At 31.1% G+C, this 17,022-nt stretch carries 16 protein-coding genes; all 16 read left to right on the top strand.

Annotation, left to right across the window (positions count from 1 at the left end; genetic code table 11):
* Positions 1-177 precede the first annotated feature (177 nt).
* The 16 genes from LL038_RS21575 (at position 178) to uvrA (ending at position 16,995) form a co-directional block, all read left to right on the top strand.
* Positions 178-774 carry a hypothetical protein gene (locus tag LL038_RS21575; RefSeq protein ID WP_216120603.1) on the top strand — a complete coding sequence of 199 codons (597 nt, stop codon included), beginning with the start codon at positions 178-180 and terminating at the stop codon, positions 772-774.
* A gap of 368 nt (positions 775-1,142) precedes the next feature.
* On the top strand, positions 1,143-1,496 hold the full coding sequence (locus tag LL038_RS21580) for a DUF6514 family protein (RefSeq protein WP_216120605.1): 354 nt from the start codon (positions 1,143-1,145) through the stop codon (positions 1,494-1,496).
* A 214-nt stretch (positions 1,497-1,710) separates the two neighbouring features.
* Positions 1,711-2,127, top strand: coding sequence for a holo-ACP synthase (gene acpS, locus LL038_RS21585; protein ID WP_216120607.1), 417 nt, complete (start codon positions 1,711-1,713; stop codon positions 2,125-2,127).
* Positions 2,128-2,251: 124 nt separating this feature from the next.
* Complete coding sequence (locus LL038_RS21590; RefSeq protein WP_216120609.1) at positions 2,252-2,866, top strand: germination lipoprotein GerS-related protein; 615 nt, start codon at positions 2,252-2,254, stop codon at positions 2,864-2,866.
* Positions 2,867-2,902: 36 nt separating this feature from the next.
* Positions 2,903-4,063 (top strand): alanine racemase, encoded by a 1,161-nt coding sequence (gene alr, locus LL038_RS21595; RefSeq protein WP_216120611.1) that lies wholly within the window; start codon positions 2,903-2,905, stop codon positions 4,061-4,063.
* Between the two features lie 137 nt (positions 4,064-4,200).
* Positions 4,201-4,521, top strand: coding sequence for a CopG family transcriptional regulator (locus tag LL038_RS21600; RefSeq protein WP_216120613.1), 321 nt, complete (start codon positions 4,201-4,203; stop codon positions 4,519-4,521).
* On the top strand, positions 4,481-4,828 hold the full coding sequence (locus LL038_RS21605) for a type II toxin-antitoxin system PemK/MazF family toxin (RefSeq protein ID WP_071614469.1): 348 nt from the start codon (positions 4,481-4,483) through the stop codon (positions 4,826-4,828). Before LL038_RS21600 ends, LL038_RS21605 begins: the two co-directional genes overlap by 41 nt.
* A 251-nt stretch (positions 4,829-5,079) precedes the next feature.
* On the top strand, positions 5,080-5,766 hold the full coding sequence (gene ftsE, locus LL038_RS21610; protein ID WP_216120615.1) for a cell division ATP-binding protein FtsE: 687 nt from the start codon (positions 5,080-5,082) through the stop codon (positions 5,764-5,766).
* Entirely contained in the window at positions 5,756-6,646 is an 891-nt protein-coding gene (ftsX, locus tag LL038_RS21615) for a permease-like cell division protein FtsX (protein ID WP_216120617.1), read from the top strand. Before ftsE ends, ftsX begins: the two co-directional genes overlap by 11 nt.
* 193 nt (positions 6,647-6,839) lie before the next feature.
* Positions 6,840-8,120, top strand: a complete 1,281-nt coding sequence (locus tag LL038_RS21620; RefSeq protein ID WP_216120619.1) for a S41 family peptidase — start codon at positions 6,840-6,842, stop codon at positions 8,118-8,120.
* Between the two features lie 114 nt (positions 8,121-8,234).
* Positions 8,235-9,599 (top strand): PDZ domain-containing protein, encoded by a 1,365-nt coding sequence (locus LL038_RS21625; protein WP_216120621.1) that lies wholly within the window; start codon positions 8,235-8,237, stop codon positions 9,597-9,599.
* A 323-nt stretch (positions 9,600-9,922) separates the two neighbouring features.
* Positions 9,923-10,351 (top strand): hypothetical protein, encoded by a 429-nt coding sequence (locus LL038_RS21630; protein ID WP_216120623.1) that lies wholly within the window; start codon positions 9,923-9,925, stop codon positions 10,349-10,351.
* Positions 10,352-10,565: 214 nt separating this feature from the next.
* Positions 10,566-11,369, top strand: a complete 804-nt coding sequence (locus LL038_RS21635) for a lipid II flippase Amj family protein (protein ID WP_216120625.1) — start codon at positions 10,566-10,568, stop codon at positions 11,367-11,369.
* Between the two features lie 135 nt (positions 11,370-11,504).
* The gene (dcd, locus tag LL038_RS21640; protein ID WP_216120626.1) at positions 11,505-12,026 is read left to right on the top strand and encodes a dCTP deaminase; all 522 of its coding nucleotides are present in this window, start codon (positions 11,505-11,507) and stop codon (positions 12,024-12,026) included.
* A 105-nt stretch (positions 12,027-12,131) separates the two neighbouring features.
* Positions 12,132-14,117, top strand: a complete 1,986-nt coding sequence (gene uvrB / locus LL038_RS21645) for an excinuclease ABC subunit UvrB (protein WP_216120627.1) — start codon at positions 12,132-12,134, stop codon at positions 14,115-14,117.
* A gap of 55 nt (positions 14,118-14,172) precedes the next feature.
* Positions 14,173-16,995: an excinuclease ABC subunit UvrA gene (gene uvrA / locus LL038_RS21650; RefSeq protein WP_216120628.1), complete on the top strand. Its 2,823-nt coding sequence runs from the start codon at positions 14,173-14,175 to the stop codon at positions 16,993-16,995.
* Positions 16,996-17,022: the final 27 nt, after the last annotated feature.

The raw sequence follows: 17,022 nt of genomic DNA on the forward strand, positions 1-17,022 counted from the left end.
TTGCAATACGAACTCGAAACCCATTAAGAAATAAAATTTTTTTAAATGTTTTTTTTATAAAAATTATTAGTATTTATTTTCATGTTATTTGGTATAGTTTATATTTATTATGCCACACTAAATGTAATACAATTGAGAGTTCTCAATTAATTTATTTTGGTGAAGAGAGATGTGATTATGAGTGATATGGAGAATAATGATAAAAAACATTTAAAGAAGATTTATAAAAATTTTTCTGACTTAGTTTATGTTGTTGCTACAACGGAACTTGAGTCTTTTATTACTAAGGGTGAATTTACTAGTTTCTTTAATTATAGGATGAAACAAATACTTTCAGAGATTAATGAAAAAAGTGGGATTTTAGATGCTGGTGTTTTTTTTAATACAAAGGGTGAAATAACACTTATTGATGCAGGGGTAGTAGGCAAATTTATAGAGAATAATTATAATTTGAAAATGCTGGAATATTATAAGAATACCTTTTTAAATAAGATTATTAGGGGAGTGGTTAATGGGTCCGAAAAGTCGAAAGTAGATTTTATTTTAATTTCATACTCAATACTGTATGATACACTGAATGAATTATATAAAACTATTAGTTGTAAGCAAGTGAATAAAATTATATATATAAATAGATATGCTTTAGAGGATTACAACAAAGAGGATTGTACTATGGTCATTGCTACACTATTAATATTAGAGGATTTATGTAGGTATATTGGTGTTGATAGACATAAAATGGTAAAAGAATTAAAAAATAAAATTTATAAATAATAAAGTTAAATTAAAAAATAAATAAAACATCATGTCAAATTTTAAGACAATATGATAAATATTTACAAAATAACAATATTTTTCATTAAATTAAGGTTTTTTTAAAAAACGATTATAATTTGTTTAAGAATATTCAATTTTATATAAAAAACTTTTAGTTATATTTATTATAATTTCGACAAATAAACTACTGTATATAAATTGTAATCTATTGCTATTCTTTCTTAATCGTGACTTTATGGGTTTATAGGGTTGAAGTTGTCATTAAAAAGAGATAAGATAATGTAAACGTATTTCACGAAATGACATATTTTTTTTGAAAGTAATGTTACTGTATTCTCATAAGAAAGTATGGGAGGCAAACGCATATGGTAATTATAGAAAATTTGTATAAAAAAATAACAGATGGTGATGTGGATTATAATTATGCTTACAGATTGGTAAAAAGTCACATGTCTGTATCAATGTATGGTAAGCTTACTGAAATACAAACTTATGGCATTGAAATAGAAAGGCAAGATATTACCAATGGTACAGTTGTAAGAATACAAAGAGACTGCGTACAAAATATAAGTCCCCAAAGGTATAAAGTTAAAAATCTTTTGAAAATATTATGCGATAATACAGTATCACCTATTCACATGATTGACATATTGGGTGAGTATATTGATGAGTATACTAGTGATTTTGATGAAGTGTTAGCAAATATAGCTTCTTGTTAATAATTTATTTTAACCTAACATATTGATGAGAATATTCCACCTTTAGAGGACGATTATTCTCTTTTTTTGTATAATGGAAAATTACAAAATTATAGAGTATAATACTATAAATGGTCATAGTTATAATATAACAGTATACCATTATAATATAATACAATAGCTTACTAAAACTTTAAATTTGTAAACATAGATTAACAAGTGGGAGTTGATAATTATGATTCTAGGTGTAGGTACTGATATAGTTGAAATCAGACGAATAAAACATGCAATGGAAAGCAACAATAAGTTTTTAGAAAAAATTTTTACAAGTTCAGAACTAGAATATCTGAAAAGTAGAAATTTAAGGGCTGAATATGTGGCCGGAAGATTTGCTGCAAAAGAAGCTGTAGCAAAAGCTTTAGGGACAGGCTTTAGGGGGTTTGATTTTAAAGATATTGAAGTTGATCGGACAACCCTTGGAAAACCAGTAGTAATTTTAAAAGGAAAAGCAAAGTTAATAGCTAAAAAAGAAGGTCAATATAATATTCATCTTAGCATATCTCATGGGGAAGAAAGCGCAATTGCTTATGCTATATTAGAAGTTGAAAAGAAAAATGAAGAAGTTTTGGAAATAGCGAAGGTACCTGATTAATTATAATTAATTGTTTTAGTAATAGTATGTAATCATTAGTAATAATATAAGTAGTAGAGTGAGCTAATAAGGCTTGCAACAATAATAATTGTTGTATCTCTAGAGAAATGCTAGGAGGATAACAATGAAAAAAGTATCGTTATTATTTTTAAGTCTTTTGTTCGTTTTAACTTCGCTGCTATTTATTTCTTGTGATAAAACCCCAAAGGATACTAATGATATTACAACCTTTTTAAAAAACATGGATAGCTATACTACAAATATGAACATGGATATAAAGAATGATAAGCAGACAATTAACTATAAGGCAAAACAATCCTATTTAAAGGGAGGCGGATATAAACTAGAGTTAAACAAAAACAGAGTGTTTTTATATAAATCAGATGATAAAATTTATATTGATGATAAAAATAATGGAAGGTCATATGTACAAAGCAAAAGCTTTGATGAAGTACTTAAACTAAGTTTTATAGGTGAATACATAGGATTATTGTATACTAATGAGGAAATAAAATATGTTACTAAAAACGTTAATAATATTGAATACACAGTAATTAATTTATTTATACCTGGTAACAATAAAAATATTAATAATGCACTTTTATATGTTAATAATAAAAGTATGTTGCCAGAAAAAATGATTATTTACGATACTAGTGGTAAAGAAAAAATTAATATAACATATACTAATTTTGTTGCCAACTTAAAGATTGAACCTAAAGAGTTTAATGTTCCATAATTATATTAAATTTTAGTAACAAATGAGGTGAAGGTAATGTTTAAACATTTAAGACCTGCATGGGCTGAGGTTGATTTAGATAAACTAGCTCATAATATGCGTGAGATTAGACGGGTAACGAAAAGTAAAAAAATTATGGCAGTTGTAAAGGCAGATGCTTATGGGCATGGGGCTGTAGATGTAGCTCCAGTACTACTTGAAAATGGTGCAGATAGTTTAGCCGTTGCAATGTTAAGTGAAGCAATGGAACTCAGGCGCTCGGGCATAGAATGCCCAATAATGATATTAGGGTTTACACCACCGGAACTTATAGACAATTTGTTAAAGTATAATATTGAACAAACTGTATTTTCATATGAATTTGCAAAACAATTATCAAAAATGGCTCAAGACGAAAATAAAACAGCAAAAATACACATAGCTTTAGACACAGGGATGGGTAGAATAGGTTTTTTACCAAGTGATGAAAGTGTACAAGAAGTATATAAGATAAGTTTATTACCTAACGTAACCATAGAAGGGATTTTTTGCCACTTTTCAACCGCAGATGAAAAAGATAAGACATATACTAATATCCAAGTGAAAAAATTTGATGAGTTTTATCAAAAATTAAAAGCAAAAAAAGTTTACATAAACACAAGACATATTGCCAATAGTGCGGCTATCATAGATTTACCTGAAATCCATTATGAGGCAGTACGACCAGGAATAATAATTTATGGTTATTATCCGTCTGATGAGGTAAATAAGGAAAAGCTAGATTTATTACCAGCCATGACTTTAAAAACAAATGTTGTACATATAAAAACGTTGCCACCTGGAGAATACGTGGGTTACGGAAGAGAATATAAAACAGATAAAGAAAGTGTTATAGCAACACTTCCAATTGGTTATGCTGATGGATATACACGGCTTTTATTTCAAAAGGCAAAGGTTATTATAAAAGGTAAATTTGCTCCAGTTATAGGGAAAATTTGTATGGATCAGTGCATGATTGATATTACAAATATCAATGGAGTAAAAGTTGGGGACGAGGTTATACTAATAGGCGAAGAGGAAAATAATAAATTTAATGCAGACATTGTCGGCGGGCTAATAGGTACTATAAGTTATGAGATAGTTTGTATGATTGGTAAAAGAGTTCCGCGAGTATACATCAAGGAAGGAGAAGTTGTAAAGATAAAAGAGTATGTATAATAATACTATTTTATGTAAAATAACTTGTTGAAAAAAGGCGAAAAAACGAATAATTTCTTTGACAGATTGACATAGATTGAATTATAATAATTTTATACATATTGTTGCTTTACGAAATAGGAGGTATTAAATTCTCTATGTCGACTTCAAAGAAATTAGTAATAAACCTCTCAGAGGAACTTTACATTGAATTTAATAAGGCACTTAAAAAAGATTGTAAAAAAAGAAGTGTATTTATTAGGGATGCTATAATACTATATATTGAGGAAAAGAAAAGACTTAATTATATAGATAGAATGAAACAAGGATATTTAGAAATGGCTGAGTTAAATTTAAAAATAGCTAATATGGGTTTTGAAAAAGATATTAAAGAGTTTAAAGAATACGAAGTTAAGCTTTCGGAGAGTGATTTGTCAAATGACAACAATAGTAAAAAGAGGAGATATATTTTATGCTGATTTGAGCCCGGTTGTAGGCTCAGAGCAAGGCGGGATTAGACCAGTAATTATACTTCAAAATGATATTGGCAACAAGTACAGTCCCACTATTATTATTGCAGCTATTACTTCTCAGATAAATAAAGCGAAACTCCCTACTCATGTTGAAATTTCTTCAGAAGAGTATGGTCTAAACAAAGATTCTGTGGTTTTGCTGGAACAAATAAGAACATTAGATAAAAAAAGATTAAAAGAAAAAATTGGTCACATGACTGATGGTGATATGAAAAAAGTAGATACAGCACTTTTAATAAGTGTAGGTTTATAAAATAGATAAGGGTATTTAATGCCCTTATCTATTTTATTGAACTATATAGAGAGTGTTAAAATAGAGAAATAATAAAATAATGTAGAAGCTTGTTACCATAAAGGGCGAGATTGCTACTAGAATACATAATAATTTTAAAGAATATTCACGAAATTTTTATATTAAAATTTATTAAGGCATTGTCATTATGTTATAATGTTATTAGTGATTTTACTGTAATGAATATATAAACGTGGTAAGGAGATTTTAATATGATACAAGTGAAAAAAGTAACTAAGATCTATGATAATAATGTAATAGCTTTGTCGAATATTGATATTACTATTGAAAAGGGGGAATTCGTATTCCTTGTAGGGCCTAGTGGAGCGGGTAAATCTACTTTTGTTAAAATACTTTTAAAAGAGGTAGAACCAACTACGGGTAGTGTTATTATAAATGATGTAGATATAACAAACATACTTAGAAAGAATATACCATATTACAGAAGAAAGATTGGGGTAGTTTTCCAAGATTTTAGATTGATTGATTCCCTAAATGTTTATGAAAATGTAGCATTTGCACTTAGAGCTACAGAATGTTCTGCAAAAGATATTAGAAAAAGGGTACCTTATGTTTTAGATTTAGTTGGACTGTCAAAAAAACATATGGCTTTTCCTAATGAAATTTCAGGTGGAGAAAAACAAAGAGTTTCACTTGCAAGGGCTATAGTAAATAATCCCACTTTGCTAATAGCAGATGAGCCAACAGGAAATTTAGATCCAGAAACTGCATTAGGAATTATGGATATTTTGAATGATATTAACAAAGCAGGTACCACTGTGGTTATGGCAACACATGCTAAGAACATAGTGGATGCTATGAAGAAGAGAGTGCTCGCTATAGAAAAAGGTGTTCTAGTTAGAGACGAGCAGAGGGGAAGATACGGTTATGAAGATTAGTACAATTAAATATTTTATCATGGATGCTTTAAAGAGTTTAAAAAGAAATAAAACTGTTAGTATAGCGTCGGTGGCTACAGTTGCAGCTACGCTATTTATTTTAGGCGTATTTTTGCTAATTGTTTTTAATGTTAACGCAGGAGTTCAGGAGCTAGGAGCTAAACTTGAGGCTACAGTTTATCTTAAAGATAATGTAACGATATCAGAAAAGTCAGCTATAGAAAGAGCTTTGAATGGAGTAGCGGGAGTTTCAAGTATTAAGTTTGAAGATAAGAATGATGCACTAAACAATGCAAAGAAACAATTTGGAAAGGATAGCGAATCCTTAACAAAAGGTTTTGACAAGAATAACCCTTTTCCAACTGCGTATGTTGTAAAGGTAGAAAAACCTGAGATAGTAAGTAGTGTCGTAAAGGCTGCTACTGGATTAAAAGGTATAGATAAAATTAATGATGGACGGGAAATCGTTGATAAGGTTATAAAAATAACAAATACTCTTAAAGCTATAGGAATTGTATTATTTGCAATCCTAATAAGTGTATCTTTATTTTTAATTGGAAACACAATTAAGCTTACCGTATACTCTAGAAAAAAAGAAATAGGAATTATGAAATTCGTTGGCGCAACTGATTGGTTCATAAGATGGCCGTTTATTATTGAGGGAATGCTTCTTGGAATATCAGGAGCAATTATTTCTACTGGGGTACTGTATTATGCTTATAAGCTAGTTTTTGATAAGGCTACTAGTGCGTTACTTGGAATTACATTAATTAATCCTTATATGATATTAAGCACAACTTTATGGCAGTTTATGTTAGGTGGCTTAATTATCGGAGCATTAGGAAGTTCTATATCAATAAGAAAGTTCTTGATTGTATAATATTAAAGTTTAATTTGTAAAGTTTTTAATGATCTATGAAGCTGTTTATATTATAAAAACTTTAAAACTAACGACTTTAGAAGGGAATTAGTTCCCTTCTAAAATGTCGTTAAATATGTTTATTTAATATTAGTGTTATAAATTATATATAATTACATAATAATATATAGAGAATCGCAAAGAGGTGTATAAAATGAGTGATGAAAATAAGTTTAATAGTTTTAAAACTGTTGGAAATGATAGTGAAGGATTTAAAGGGAGAAAAAAGAAACAAATTATATGGATTGTAGTGTTACTTATTATTACTAATTGTATAACTTTGTTTGTTTCAAATCGCATTTCTTTAGGGACTCCAAACGGTAAAGTAATAATTGCAAGAGATGATTATGAACAAGTATTAAAGTTTCAAAAACTATTTTTAGTCAGGAATAAATTATATCAGTATTATGATGGTAAAATTAGTGATGATGTTTTAGTAGAGGGAGCTATAAAGGGTATGACTAATTCCTTAAATGATCCTTATACAGTTTTCATGAACAAAAAAGAGTATACAGATTTTAATACTCAAACAGAAGGCGCTTACACTGGTCTTGGCCTACAAGTGGGAGTTAAAGATGATAACATAGTTGTAATTTCAACATTTGATGATTCACCAGCTAAAAAGGCAGGGATAATTTCTGGGGATATCATAAAAAAGGTTAATTCAACTGAAGTTACTGGGAAAGAATTAGAAAAGGCAGTTGCTATGATGAAAGGTAAAGAAGGCGGGGCAGTTACATTAACACTTAGTAGAAAAGGAAAAACTAATTTTAATGTTAATATGAAACGTGCTACTATCGATTTAGTAACAGTTAAGGGTGAAATGTTACCAAATAAAATTGGATATATTCAACTTACGATGTTTGATGAACATACTGCTGCTAATTTCAATAAAAAATTAGCGGAATTACAAAGTAAGGGAATGAAGAGTTTAATAGTTGATGAAAGAGGAAATCCAGGCGGACTTTTAGATCAGGTTGTAGATTTAACATCTAATTTCGTACCTAAGGGAAAAAATATAGTATACACAATAGACAAAAACAAGAAAAAGATTGAGTATAAGTCAAAGGGTGGTATAGCGATAGGCATGCCATTAACTGTACTAACGGATTCGGGATCGGCAAGTGCTTCAGAAATTTTTGCGGGTGCTATAAGAGACTATAAAGTTGGTACGCTAGTTGGAGAAAAAACCTTTGGTAAGGGTATAGTTCAAACTATGCTTTCTGGAGGTAATAGTGGGTTTAATGATGGTACTGCATTAAAGGTAACTATATCAAAATATTATACTCCAAATGGTGAAAATATACAGCATATTGGGATTAAACCAGGAGTTGCAGTAGTGTATCCACAAGCACTTAAAGAGAAAGTATATAATAGAGATTTAGATCCACAATTTAAAAAAGCCTTGGAGATAGCTACGGATAAAATTAAGTAATAATTAACAAATATCTACCAATAACATGGTAGATATTTGGTTTTTAAGAACATTTTTGTTAATGAGTCTATTGATTTAATAAACTTCATTAATATGGGAGGAGAATTTTATCCAATGGAGATTGCAATACATACTTTAAGAGCAGTTGCTTATGCAATTGCAGACCCTTCAAATGCGTTTATTTTAATAATGATTGCATTGATTTTTTATAATAAAAACAAGAAAATTGCTGCTATGCAGAAGATGATAATGGGAGAAAGTTTAGACTCGCCATTTGAATTAACTATTTCTCAAATTGTAATAGGTATTTTTGCTGGGGCTGCAGCTAGTCTAATATTTACGTACGCAGGATTAGTTTTTGATGAAAACTCAAACATTTATTTATTGTTTATGGTTTCGTTATTTTTTATGGCATTTAAGCCTAGATTTATTTGCTTTTCTTATTCTGGTGCAGTACTAGGTATAGCCAGTTTATTGTTTAAATATGCAGCAAACACATTAAATATGCCACAATTAGATGTTATAAACATTGATATTTTGACTTTAATGACACTGGTTGGAATATTACATATTGTAGAGGGAAGTCTAGTTATGATAGATGGTTCAAGAGGAGCTATCCCGGTATTTACCAACAGAGATAACAAAATTGTTGGTGGGTTCGCATTAAAAAGATACTGGGCGTTACCGATTGCGTTACTTATACTTTTAAGTGCAACTTCATCGAATTTAGTGGTTGGACAGAGCGTAATGATCCCTGAATGGAGACATTTAATAAAGGGTAATATAATAGATCGAATTGTGAAGAATTCGGTTATAGCCTCGATTGCATTGTATGGAGTAATAGGGTATAGTGGCATTACGTTTACTAAGAGTAAGAGGGCGAAGACTCTTACTTCAGGTGCTTTAATCATGGTTTATGGATTATTACTAACGGCCGTATCACAACTCGCAGTATTAGGCACAGCGTATCAATTTTTTATTCTAATATTTGCGGCAGTAGTACACGAGGCAATGCTTAGGTTAGAAAAGCATATGGAGTTCACGATGAAACCTAAATTTAGCAGTAGTGATGAGGGGATTATGGTGCTTGCAGTAGCCCCTAAATCTCCTGCTTTTCAAATGGGAATTGAAAGTGGAGACTTGATAGTTGAGCTTAATGGTAAAGCGATAGAGGCTGAGGAAGAAATCTTTAATATAATTAAAGGAAATTTTAGTTCGCTATCTTTAAAAATTAAGAAGCCCTTTGGAGATCTTAAAAATGTAAATTATAGCAATATGGCTTCGAATAAAAGGCTAGGAATAGTAATTGTACCTAGGGAGATACCAAAAGATACCGCTATAGTTAATATGAATGACGAGACATTTAAAGAGGTAATTGACAAAATAAGAGACCAAGACAAAGACGAGGACAAAGACCAAGACGAAGACAAAGACAAAGACGAAAACAAAGACCAAGACAAAGACAAAGATAAGAAGTAAAGACGAGTTTTAAATTTTTCATAGAGCATGCTACAACTAAAAGTATATATTGCTGAAATACGTTCACATCGCTAAGTAATTCTAAAATTCATTTTGTTTTCAGTTGCTAAAAAATGCAAACTCGCTTCACTCAAACATGCATTTTTCTTCACGCATCTGAAAATAAAATAAATTAAGAATTACTAAGGCTTGTTCAAACGTATTATGCGCAATATATACTTTTGTTAGCATTCTCTAAGAAAAAGATAGAATTCATTATAATATATATATTATTACAACATAACTAAATTTATTATGGGGATATTAATAAATGGGTGATGTTTATGAGTAAAAAAGTATTAATAGTTATGTCCTTATTTATTATGTTATTGCATTCAACGGTGGCTTCTTCTATAGGATTTAAATATGTTCAAATTTTTGATCCAAAACAAGATAAGGTAGTAAAGGTAGTTCAGTTAAATGATGAAATTCATAATATGGTTGTAAGCTCGATAAAGGATGTGGATAGTTTATATCCAAAAAGTAAACCACTTACGGATGATGGGTATGCAATTAGAGTTCCAATTTACCCTGCTGTTAAGGTACACGGAAAATGTTTAAACGCACTTGTAGATAATGTTTTTATAATAATTCCACAGCATGATGCACCATTTTTTATGATATTTGAAGATGATAATAAGCTACTTTGTTTCCCTTTCAAAGGCAATGTAAACGCTTTGTCAAAAATTCTAGATTTTAAATTGAAAAGTTAATAAAGTTTTTTTATTGCAGCACTAATATTGAGACAATTATAAAAGCAACACTGAATGATAGAATAGGGACTTAGTACCCTATTCTTTTTGTAGATTTTATTTATATTAGAAGGGATAATTAGCAATATATAGTTGTTAGGTGTGTTATTATGAAGTTTATAAATAACGATAGCCAAATACGTAATTGTATTCTAAAGGTGATGGAGGAATATAAATGTCTACACAAGTAATAATAGTTTTAATTCTTACAATTATCATTTCCATAATTTCAACGCTAGCTTATTCTGTTAGAATTGTTGGGGTAAGAACAGGAAGAATAGCGGTATCTTTTGCGGTATTTAATATTTTTGCTTTGGTTTCTAGAACTGCAAACAGCGTTCAAGCACCACTACTTGCTAAAACAATTGAAAGTACTATAAAAACAGGAAATCCTCAGAGTTTATTATCTACCTTTAGGTGGATACTATTTTCTACAACAATTGCAACAATTATTGGTTCAGCACTTATGCCAACATTTATAAAGGTTTTTGAAAAAGTAGTAGAATCATTTAGTATTAATCGTTCTATACCTAAATTATTAATGCATGCTTTTTCAAAATCAGGAATAGAGCAGTTCAAGAGTAGTGTTACAAAACCTAAAAAAGAGAATTTTGCACAATTTAAGAGTTTCAAAATGATGCCTAAAAAAATAATATTGCTTAATACTATAGCTTTTTCTATATCGACTGTTGGTGTTTTGGCATCATTGTATGCAGGATGTTTAAATCCAGAATTAAGAACCACATGTAGCACATTATCAGCTGTTATAAATGGCAGTGCAACAATACTTATGGTTATATTCATAGATCCATTTATATCAATTTTAACGGATGATGTAATAAATGGAGAATGTAGTCAATTGCAGTTTGATAGATGTATAATTTTTATTGTTGGGGGATTAATAGTGGGAACAATCTTAGCGCAGTTTTTATTAATTCCAGCAGCGCAGGTAATATCTTTTATAGCAAAATTAATTTAAAACTGAAGAGAGTAGCTTCACTAGCTTTTAAAATAGAGTATTAATTACAATGTGTAATGTCTATAAGTGATTTAGATTTTTATAAAAGCGAGCATGATTAATCAACAAAACAAAAAATGCGAGGAGGCATAATACATGATTCTTTCTGGAAAAGAAATAAAGAAAAAGCTAGGTAAAGAAATTATAATTGAACCTTTTAATGAGGAACAACTTAATCCTAATAGTTATAATCTGAGGTTACATAATGAATTACTTGTTTATGATGAACTAACTTTGGATATGAAAAAAGAAAATAAGGTTAAAGAGCTTTTTATACCAAAAGAGGGACTAGTTTTGGAACCGGGAAAATTATATCTTGGAAGAACAGTTGAGTATACAGGAACAAATAACTATGTACCGATGCTCGAAGGTAGGTCTTCTATTGGGAGATTGGGGTTATTCATTCACATAACAGCAGGATTTGGTGACGTTGGTTTTCAAGGGTTTTGGACTCTAGAAATATTTTGTGTTCAACCAATAAAAATTTATTCGGGAGTTGAAATATGTCAGATATATTATCATTGTATCGAAGGTGATTATGATGAATATACGAGTGGAAAATATCAGAATAATGAGGGTGTTCAACCAAGCTTATTATACAAAGATTTTGAACGTTAAATTAATATCTAAATTGAAATACCATATTGACATATTAAAAACTTATAGTTAAAATATAAAGTAACGAACAAACGTTCATATAATGATAAACAAGGCGGTGATTTTATGTATGAGTTTAAGTTGCATTCAAAGTTTAAGCCAACGGGGGATCAACCACAGGCTATTGATAGCCTCGTGAAAGGAATTGAAGAGGGTGAAAAATTCCAGACACTTAAAGGGGTAACTGGTTCAGGTAAAACTTTTACTATGGCTAATATTATTGAGAGAGTTCAAAAGCCTACTTTAGTACTGGCTCATAATAAAATCCTAGCTGCACAACTTTGCTCAGAATTTAGGGAGTTTTTTCCTGACAATTGTGTTGAGTATTTTGTGTCATATTATGATTATTATCAGCCCGAGGCTTATATCGCACAAACAGATACATTTATAGAAAAAGATTCATCCGTTAATGATGATATTGATAAATTAAGACATTCAGCTACATCTGCGTTACTTGAGCGTAATGATGTTATTGTGGTTGCTTCAGTTTCGTGTATATATGGACTTGGTAATCCAGAAGAGTATAAAAAACTTACAGTGTCGCTTAGGGAAGGCATGGAAAAGGATAGAAATGAAGTAATAAGACATCTTGTAGACATACAGTATGAAAGAAATGATATGAATTTTATTCGTGGAACTTTTAGAGTACGAGGAGACACTATTGATATATTCCCTGCATCGTCCTCTAGCGAGGGGATTAGGGTAGAGTTTTTCGGAGACGAAATAGAGAAAATTAGATCATTTGATGCACTTACAGGAGAAACTATAGGAATTCGTAAACATGTATCTATTTTCCCAGCTTCTCATTTCGCGACATCAAAGGATAAATTAGAGATCGGTATAGCTCAAATAGAACAGGAACTTGAGGAGAGATTAAAGGAACTTATTTCGGAGGACAAGGCACTTGAGGCGCAAAGACTTAAACAAAGAACCAATTATGATATTGAAATGATGAGAGAGGTTGGTTACTGCACTGGTATAGAGAATTATTCTAGAATTTTAGATGGTAGACCTGCAGGAACAGCACCTCAAACATTGATGCAATATTTTCCAAAAGATTTTTTGATGTTTATAGATGAGAGTCATGTAACTCTTCCGCAGGTTAAGGCTATGTTTGGGGGAGATAAATCAAGAAAAACTAATTTAATTGAGTATGGGTTTAGACTTAAATCAGCTTATGATAATAGACCCTTAACTTTCCCAGAGTTTGAGAGTAGCATGAACCAAACAGTATTTGTAAGCGCAACGCCAAGTGTTTATGAGGAAGAACATAGTGAAAACATCGCAGAACAAGTAATAAGACCTACGGGGTTATTAGATCCTGAGATTGTAGTAAGGCCTGTTAAAGGACAAATAGATGATTTATATGCTAGCATTCAGGACACAATAAAAAAGGGCTTTAGAGTTTTGGTTACAACACTAACTAAAAAAATGTCAGAGGATTTGACTAAATACTTTAGAGAAATGGATATGAAAATAACTTATTTGCATTCTGATATTGATACAATAGAAAGAATGAAAATTATCCAGGATCTTAGGCTTGGCACATTTGATGTGTTAGTAGGTATAAATCTTTTAAGAGAAGGATTAGATATTCCAGAGGTTGCACTTGTTGCGATACTTGATGCAGATAAGGAAGGATTTTTACGTTCTGAAACATCATTAATTCAAACAATAGGAAGGGCCGCAAGAAATTCAGAGAGTAGAGTAATAATGTATGCAGATAGAATTACAAAATCTATGAAAAAGGCTATGGATGAAACTACAAGAAGGCGGAAACTTCAGATGGAATATAATGAAGAGCATGATATAGTGCCAACTACTATTGTAAAAGATATTAGAGATGTAATAGGATCTATAATGGTAGCAGAGGATGAAGAGGTATATGAATCTCTTGAAGCGGCTAAAGAAGCAAATTATGATGAAACTAAAAAATTAATGGATAAGTATGAAAATGAGATGAAGCAGGCGGCTAAGGATTTACATTTTGAAAAAGCTGCCCAGCTTAGAGATATAATTTATAAGCTTAAAAAGCAGATTAAAGATATTTAAATTTATTTTTGAGAAAATATGAGGATTTGATTGTTTTGCTATTGAGGAGGAGACTATGAGAGATAAAATTTTTATAAAAGGCGCTAAGGTTCATAATTTAAAAAACGTTGATTTGGAGATACCAAGAGATAAGTTAATAGTGTTTACTGGACTTTCGGGATCAGGTAAGTCGTCTCTTGCTTTTGATACATTATATGCGGAGGGGCAAAGACGGTATGTAGAGTCATTATCGGCTTATGCAAGGCAATTTCTAGGCAATATGGATAAGCCAGATGTTGAATATATAGAGGGGTTATCACCTGCTATTTCTATAGATCAAAAAACTACTAATAGGAATCCACGTTCTACAGTGGGTACTGTAACTGAAATTTATGACTATTTGAGACTTCTTTATGCTAAAGTGGGAACACCTCATTGTCCTAAATGTGGCAAGGAAATTACTCAGCAGACTGTAGACCAAATGGTGGATAGAATAATGGAGATGCCACTGAAAACTAAGATTTCCATTTTAGCTCCAATCATAAGGGGGAAAAAGGGCGAACACGTTAAAATTATAGAGAACATTAAAAAAAATGGTTTTGTTCGTGCTAGAATAGATGGCACTACTGTAGAACTTATGGAAGAGGATATAAAACTTGCAAAAACTAAGAAACATAGTATAGAGATAGTAATAGATAGAATTTCTGTAAAAGAGGAAGTGCGTAGTAGACTTACTGAATCCTTGGAGAGTGCATTAAAACTAGCAGAGGGTACTGCTATTGCTAGTGTTGTTGATGGTGAAGATATACTCTTTAGTGAGCATTTTGCTTGCATAGATTGTGGGATTAGCATTGGGGAATTAGCTCCTAGGATGTTTTCTTTTAATGCTCCTTATGGTAAGTGCGACAATTGCGATGGACTTGGTACTCTTATGGAAATTGATGAGGACCTTATAATACCAGATAAAAGTAAGAGTATTAAAGGTGGAGCTGTTATGTCTTTTGGGGAAGGCAGTCTTAAGGAGGATTCTTGGACTTTTTCAGTGCTACGTGCTCTAAGTGAAAAGTACAAATTTAGTTTAGATACACCAATAGAGGATTATGACCCAGAAATTCTTAAAATACTATTATATGGAACAAATGGGGAAAAAGTTAAGGTTAATTATGTCAAGGAGTATAGATCGGGTACTTTTAATCATACCTATGAAGGCATTATAAACAACTTAAAGAGACGATATTTTGAAACATCTTCTGATTATATTAAACGAGATGTAGAACAATATATGGGTGATAATGCATGCCCTAAGTGTAAGGGTGCAAGGTTAAGCCCAGAGGTACTTGCAGTAACAGTTGGTGGCAAGAATATAAGTGAATTTTGTCAATTATCTATTACAGATGAAGTTATATTTTTAAAGGATATAAAATTATCAGAGAAAAATAAAACTATATCTAATCAAATATTTAAAGAAATAAATAATAGACTTAATTTTTTAAAGGATGTAGGTCTTGATTATCTAAATTTAGCTAGATCGGCAGCTACATTATCTGGTGGAGAAGCACAGAGAATAAGACTTGCAACTCAGATAGGTTCTAGTTTAATGGGGGTTTTATACATTTTAGATGAGCCTAGTATAGGTCTTCATCAAAGAGATAATGATAAACTTATAAAGACATTAAAACATTTAAGAGATATAGGAAATACGGTAATTGTTGTAGAGCATGATGAAGATACAATGAAAGCCGCAGATTTCATTGTAGATGTTGGGCCAGAGGCTGGAGAACATGGTGGAGAAATTGTCGCTACCGGAACAATTGAAGATGTAAAAAATTGTGAAAGGTCTATTACAGGTCAATATTTAAGCGGTAAGAAGAAGATTGATGTTCCAAGCAAAACCAGAAAATCGAATGGGAATTCTATAAAAATACTTAATGCAAGGCAAAATAATCTAAAGAATGTTAGTGTAGATTTTCCATTAGGTGTGTTTACTTCTGTTACTGGTGTTTCAGGTTCTGGAAAGAGCACTTTAGTAAATGAAATTCTATTTAAAGGTCTTAATAAAAAATTGAATCACTCTAAAAAGAATCCCGGACTTCATAAAGATATCTTAGGTGCAGAGAATATAGATAAAATTATTAATATCGATCAAGGCCCTATAGGGCGTACTCCCAGGTCAAACCCAGCTACATATACTGGCGTTTTCGATGTAATCCGTGATGTTTTCTCCATGAGCTCTGAGTCTAAAATCAGGGGGTATAAACCAGGAAGATTTAGCTTTAATGTGAAGGGTGGAAGATGTGAAGCCTGCCACGGTGATGGAATAATTAAAATAGAAATGCAATTTTTATCTGATGTTTATGTTCCTTGCGAAGTTTGCACAGGTAAAAGATATAATAGAGAAACTTTAGAGGTTAAGTATAAGGGGAAAAACATTGATGATATTTTAAATATGACGGTTGAAGAGGCTGTTAAGTTTTTTGAGAATATTCCGAGAATTTATAGTAAACTTAAAACACTAATGGATGTTGGTCTTGGTTATGTAAGACTTGGTCAACCTTCAACGCAATTATCAGGTGGGGAGGCTCAGAGAATTAAACTTGCTTCAGAATTATCTAAGAGGAGTACGGGTAAAACATTTTACATTTTAGATGAGCCTACTACAGGCCTCCATATCGATGATGTTAGTAAACTTATTATAATACTTCAAAGACTGGTAGATTCAGGGAATACAGTAGTTGTAATTGAGCATAATTTAGATGTTATAAAGTGTTCAGACTATGTTATAGACTTAGGACCTGAGGGCGGAGACAAGGGAGGAACCATTTTGTGCACTGGCACACCAAAAGAAATATCTTTAAATGTAAATTCATATACAGGACATTACCTAAAAAAAATGTTATAATTTATATAAGGCTAGCATAAAGTGAAT

Origin of the sequence: Clostridium estertheticum (assembly GCF_026650985.1) — a bacterium.
GTDB lineage: Bacteria > Bacillota > Clostridia > Clostridiales > Clostridiaceae > Clostridium_AD > Clostridium_AD estertheticum_C.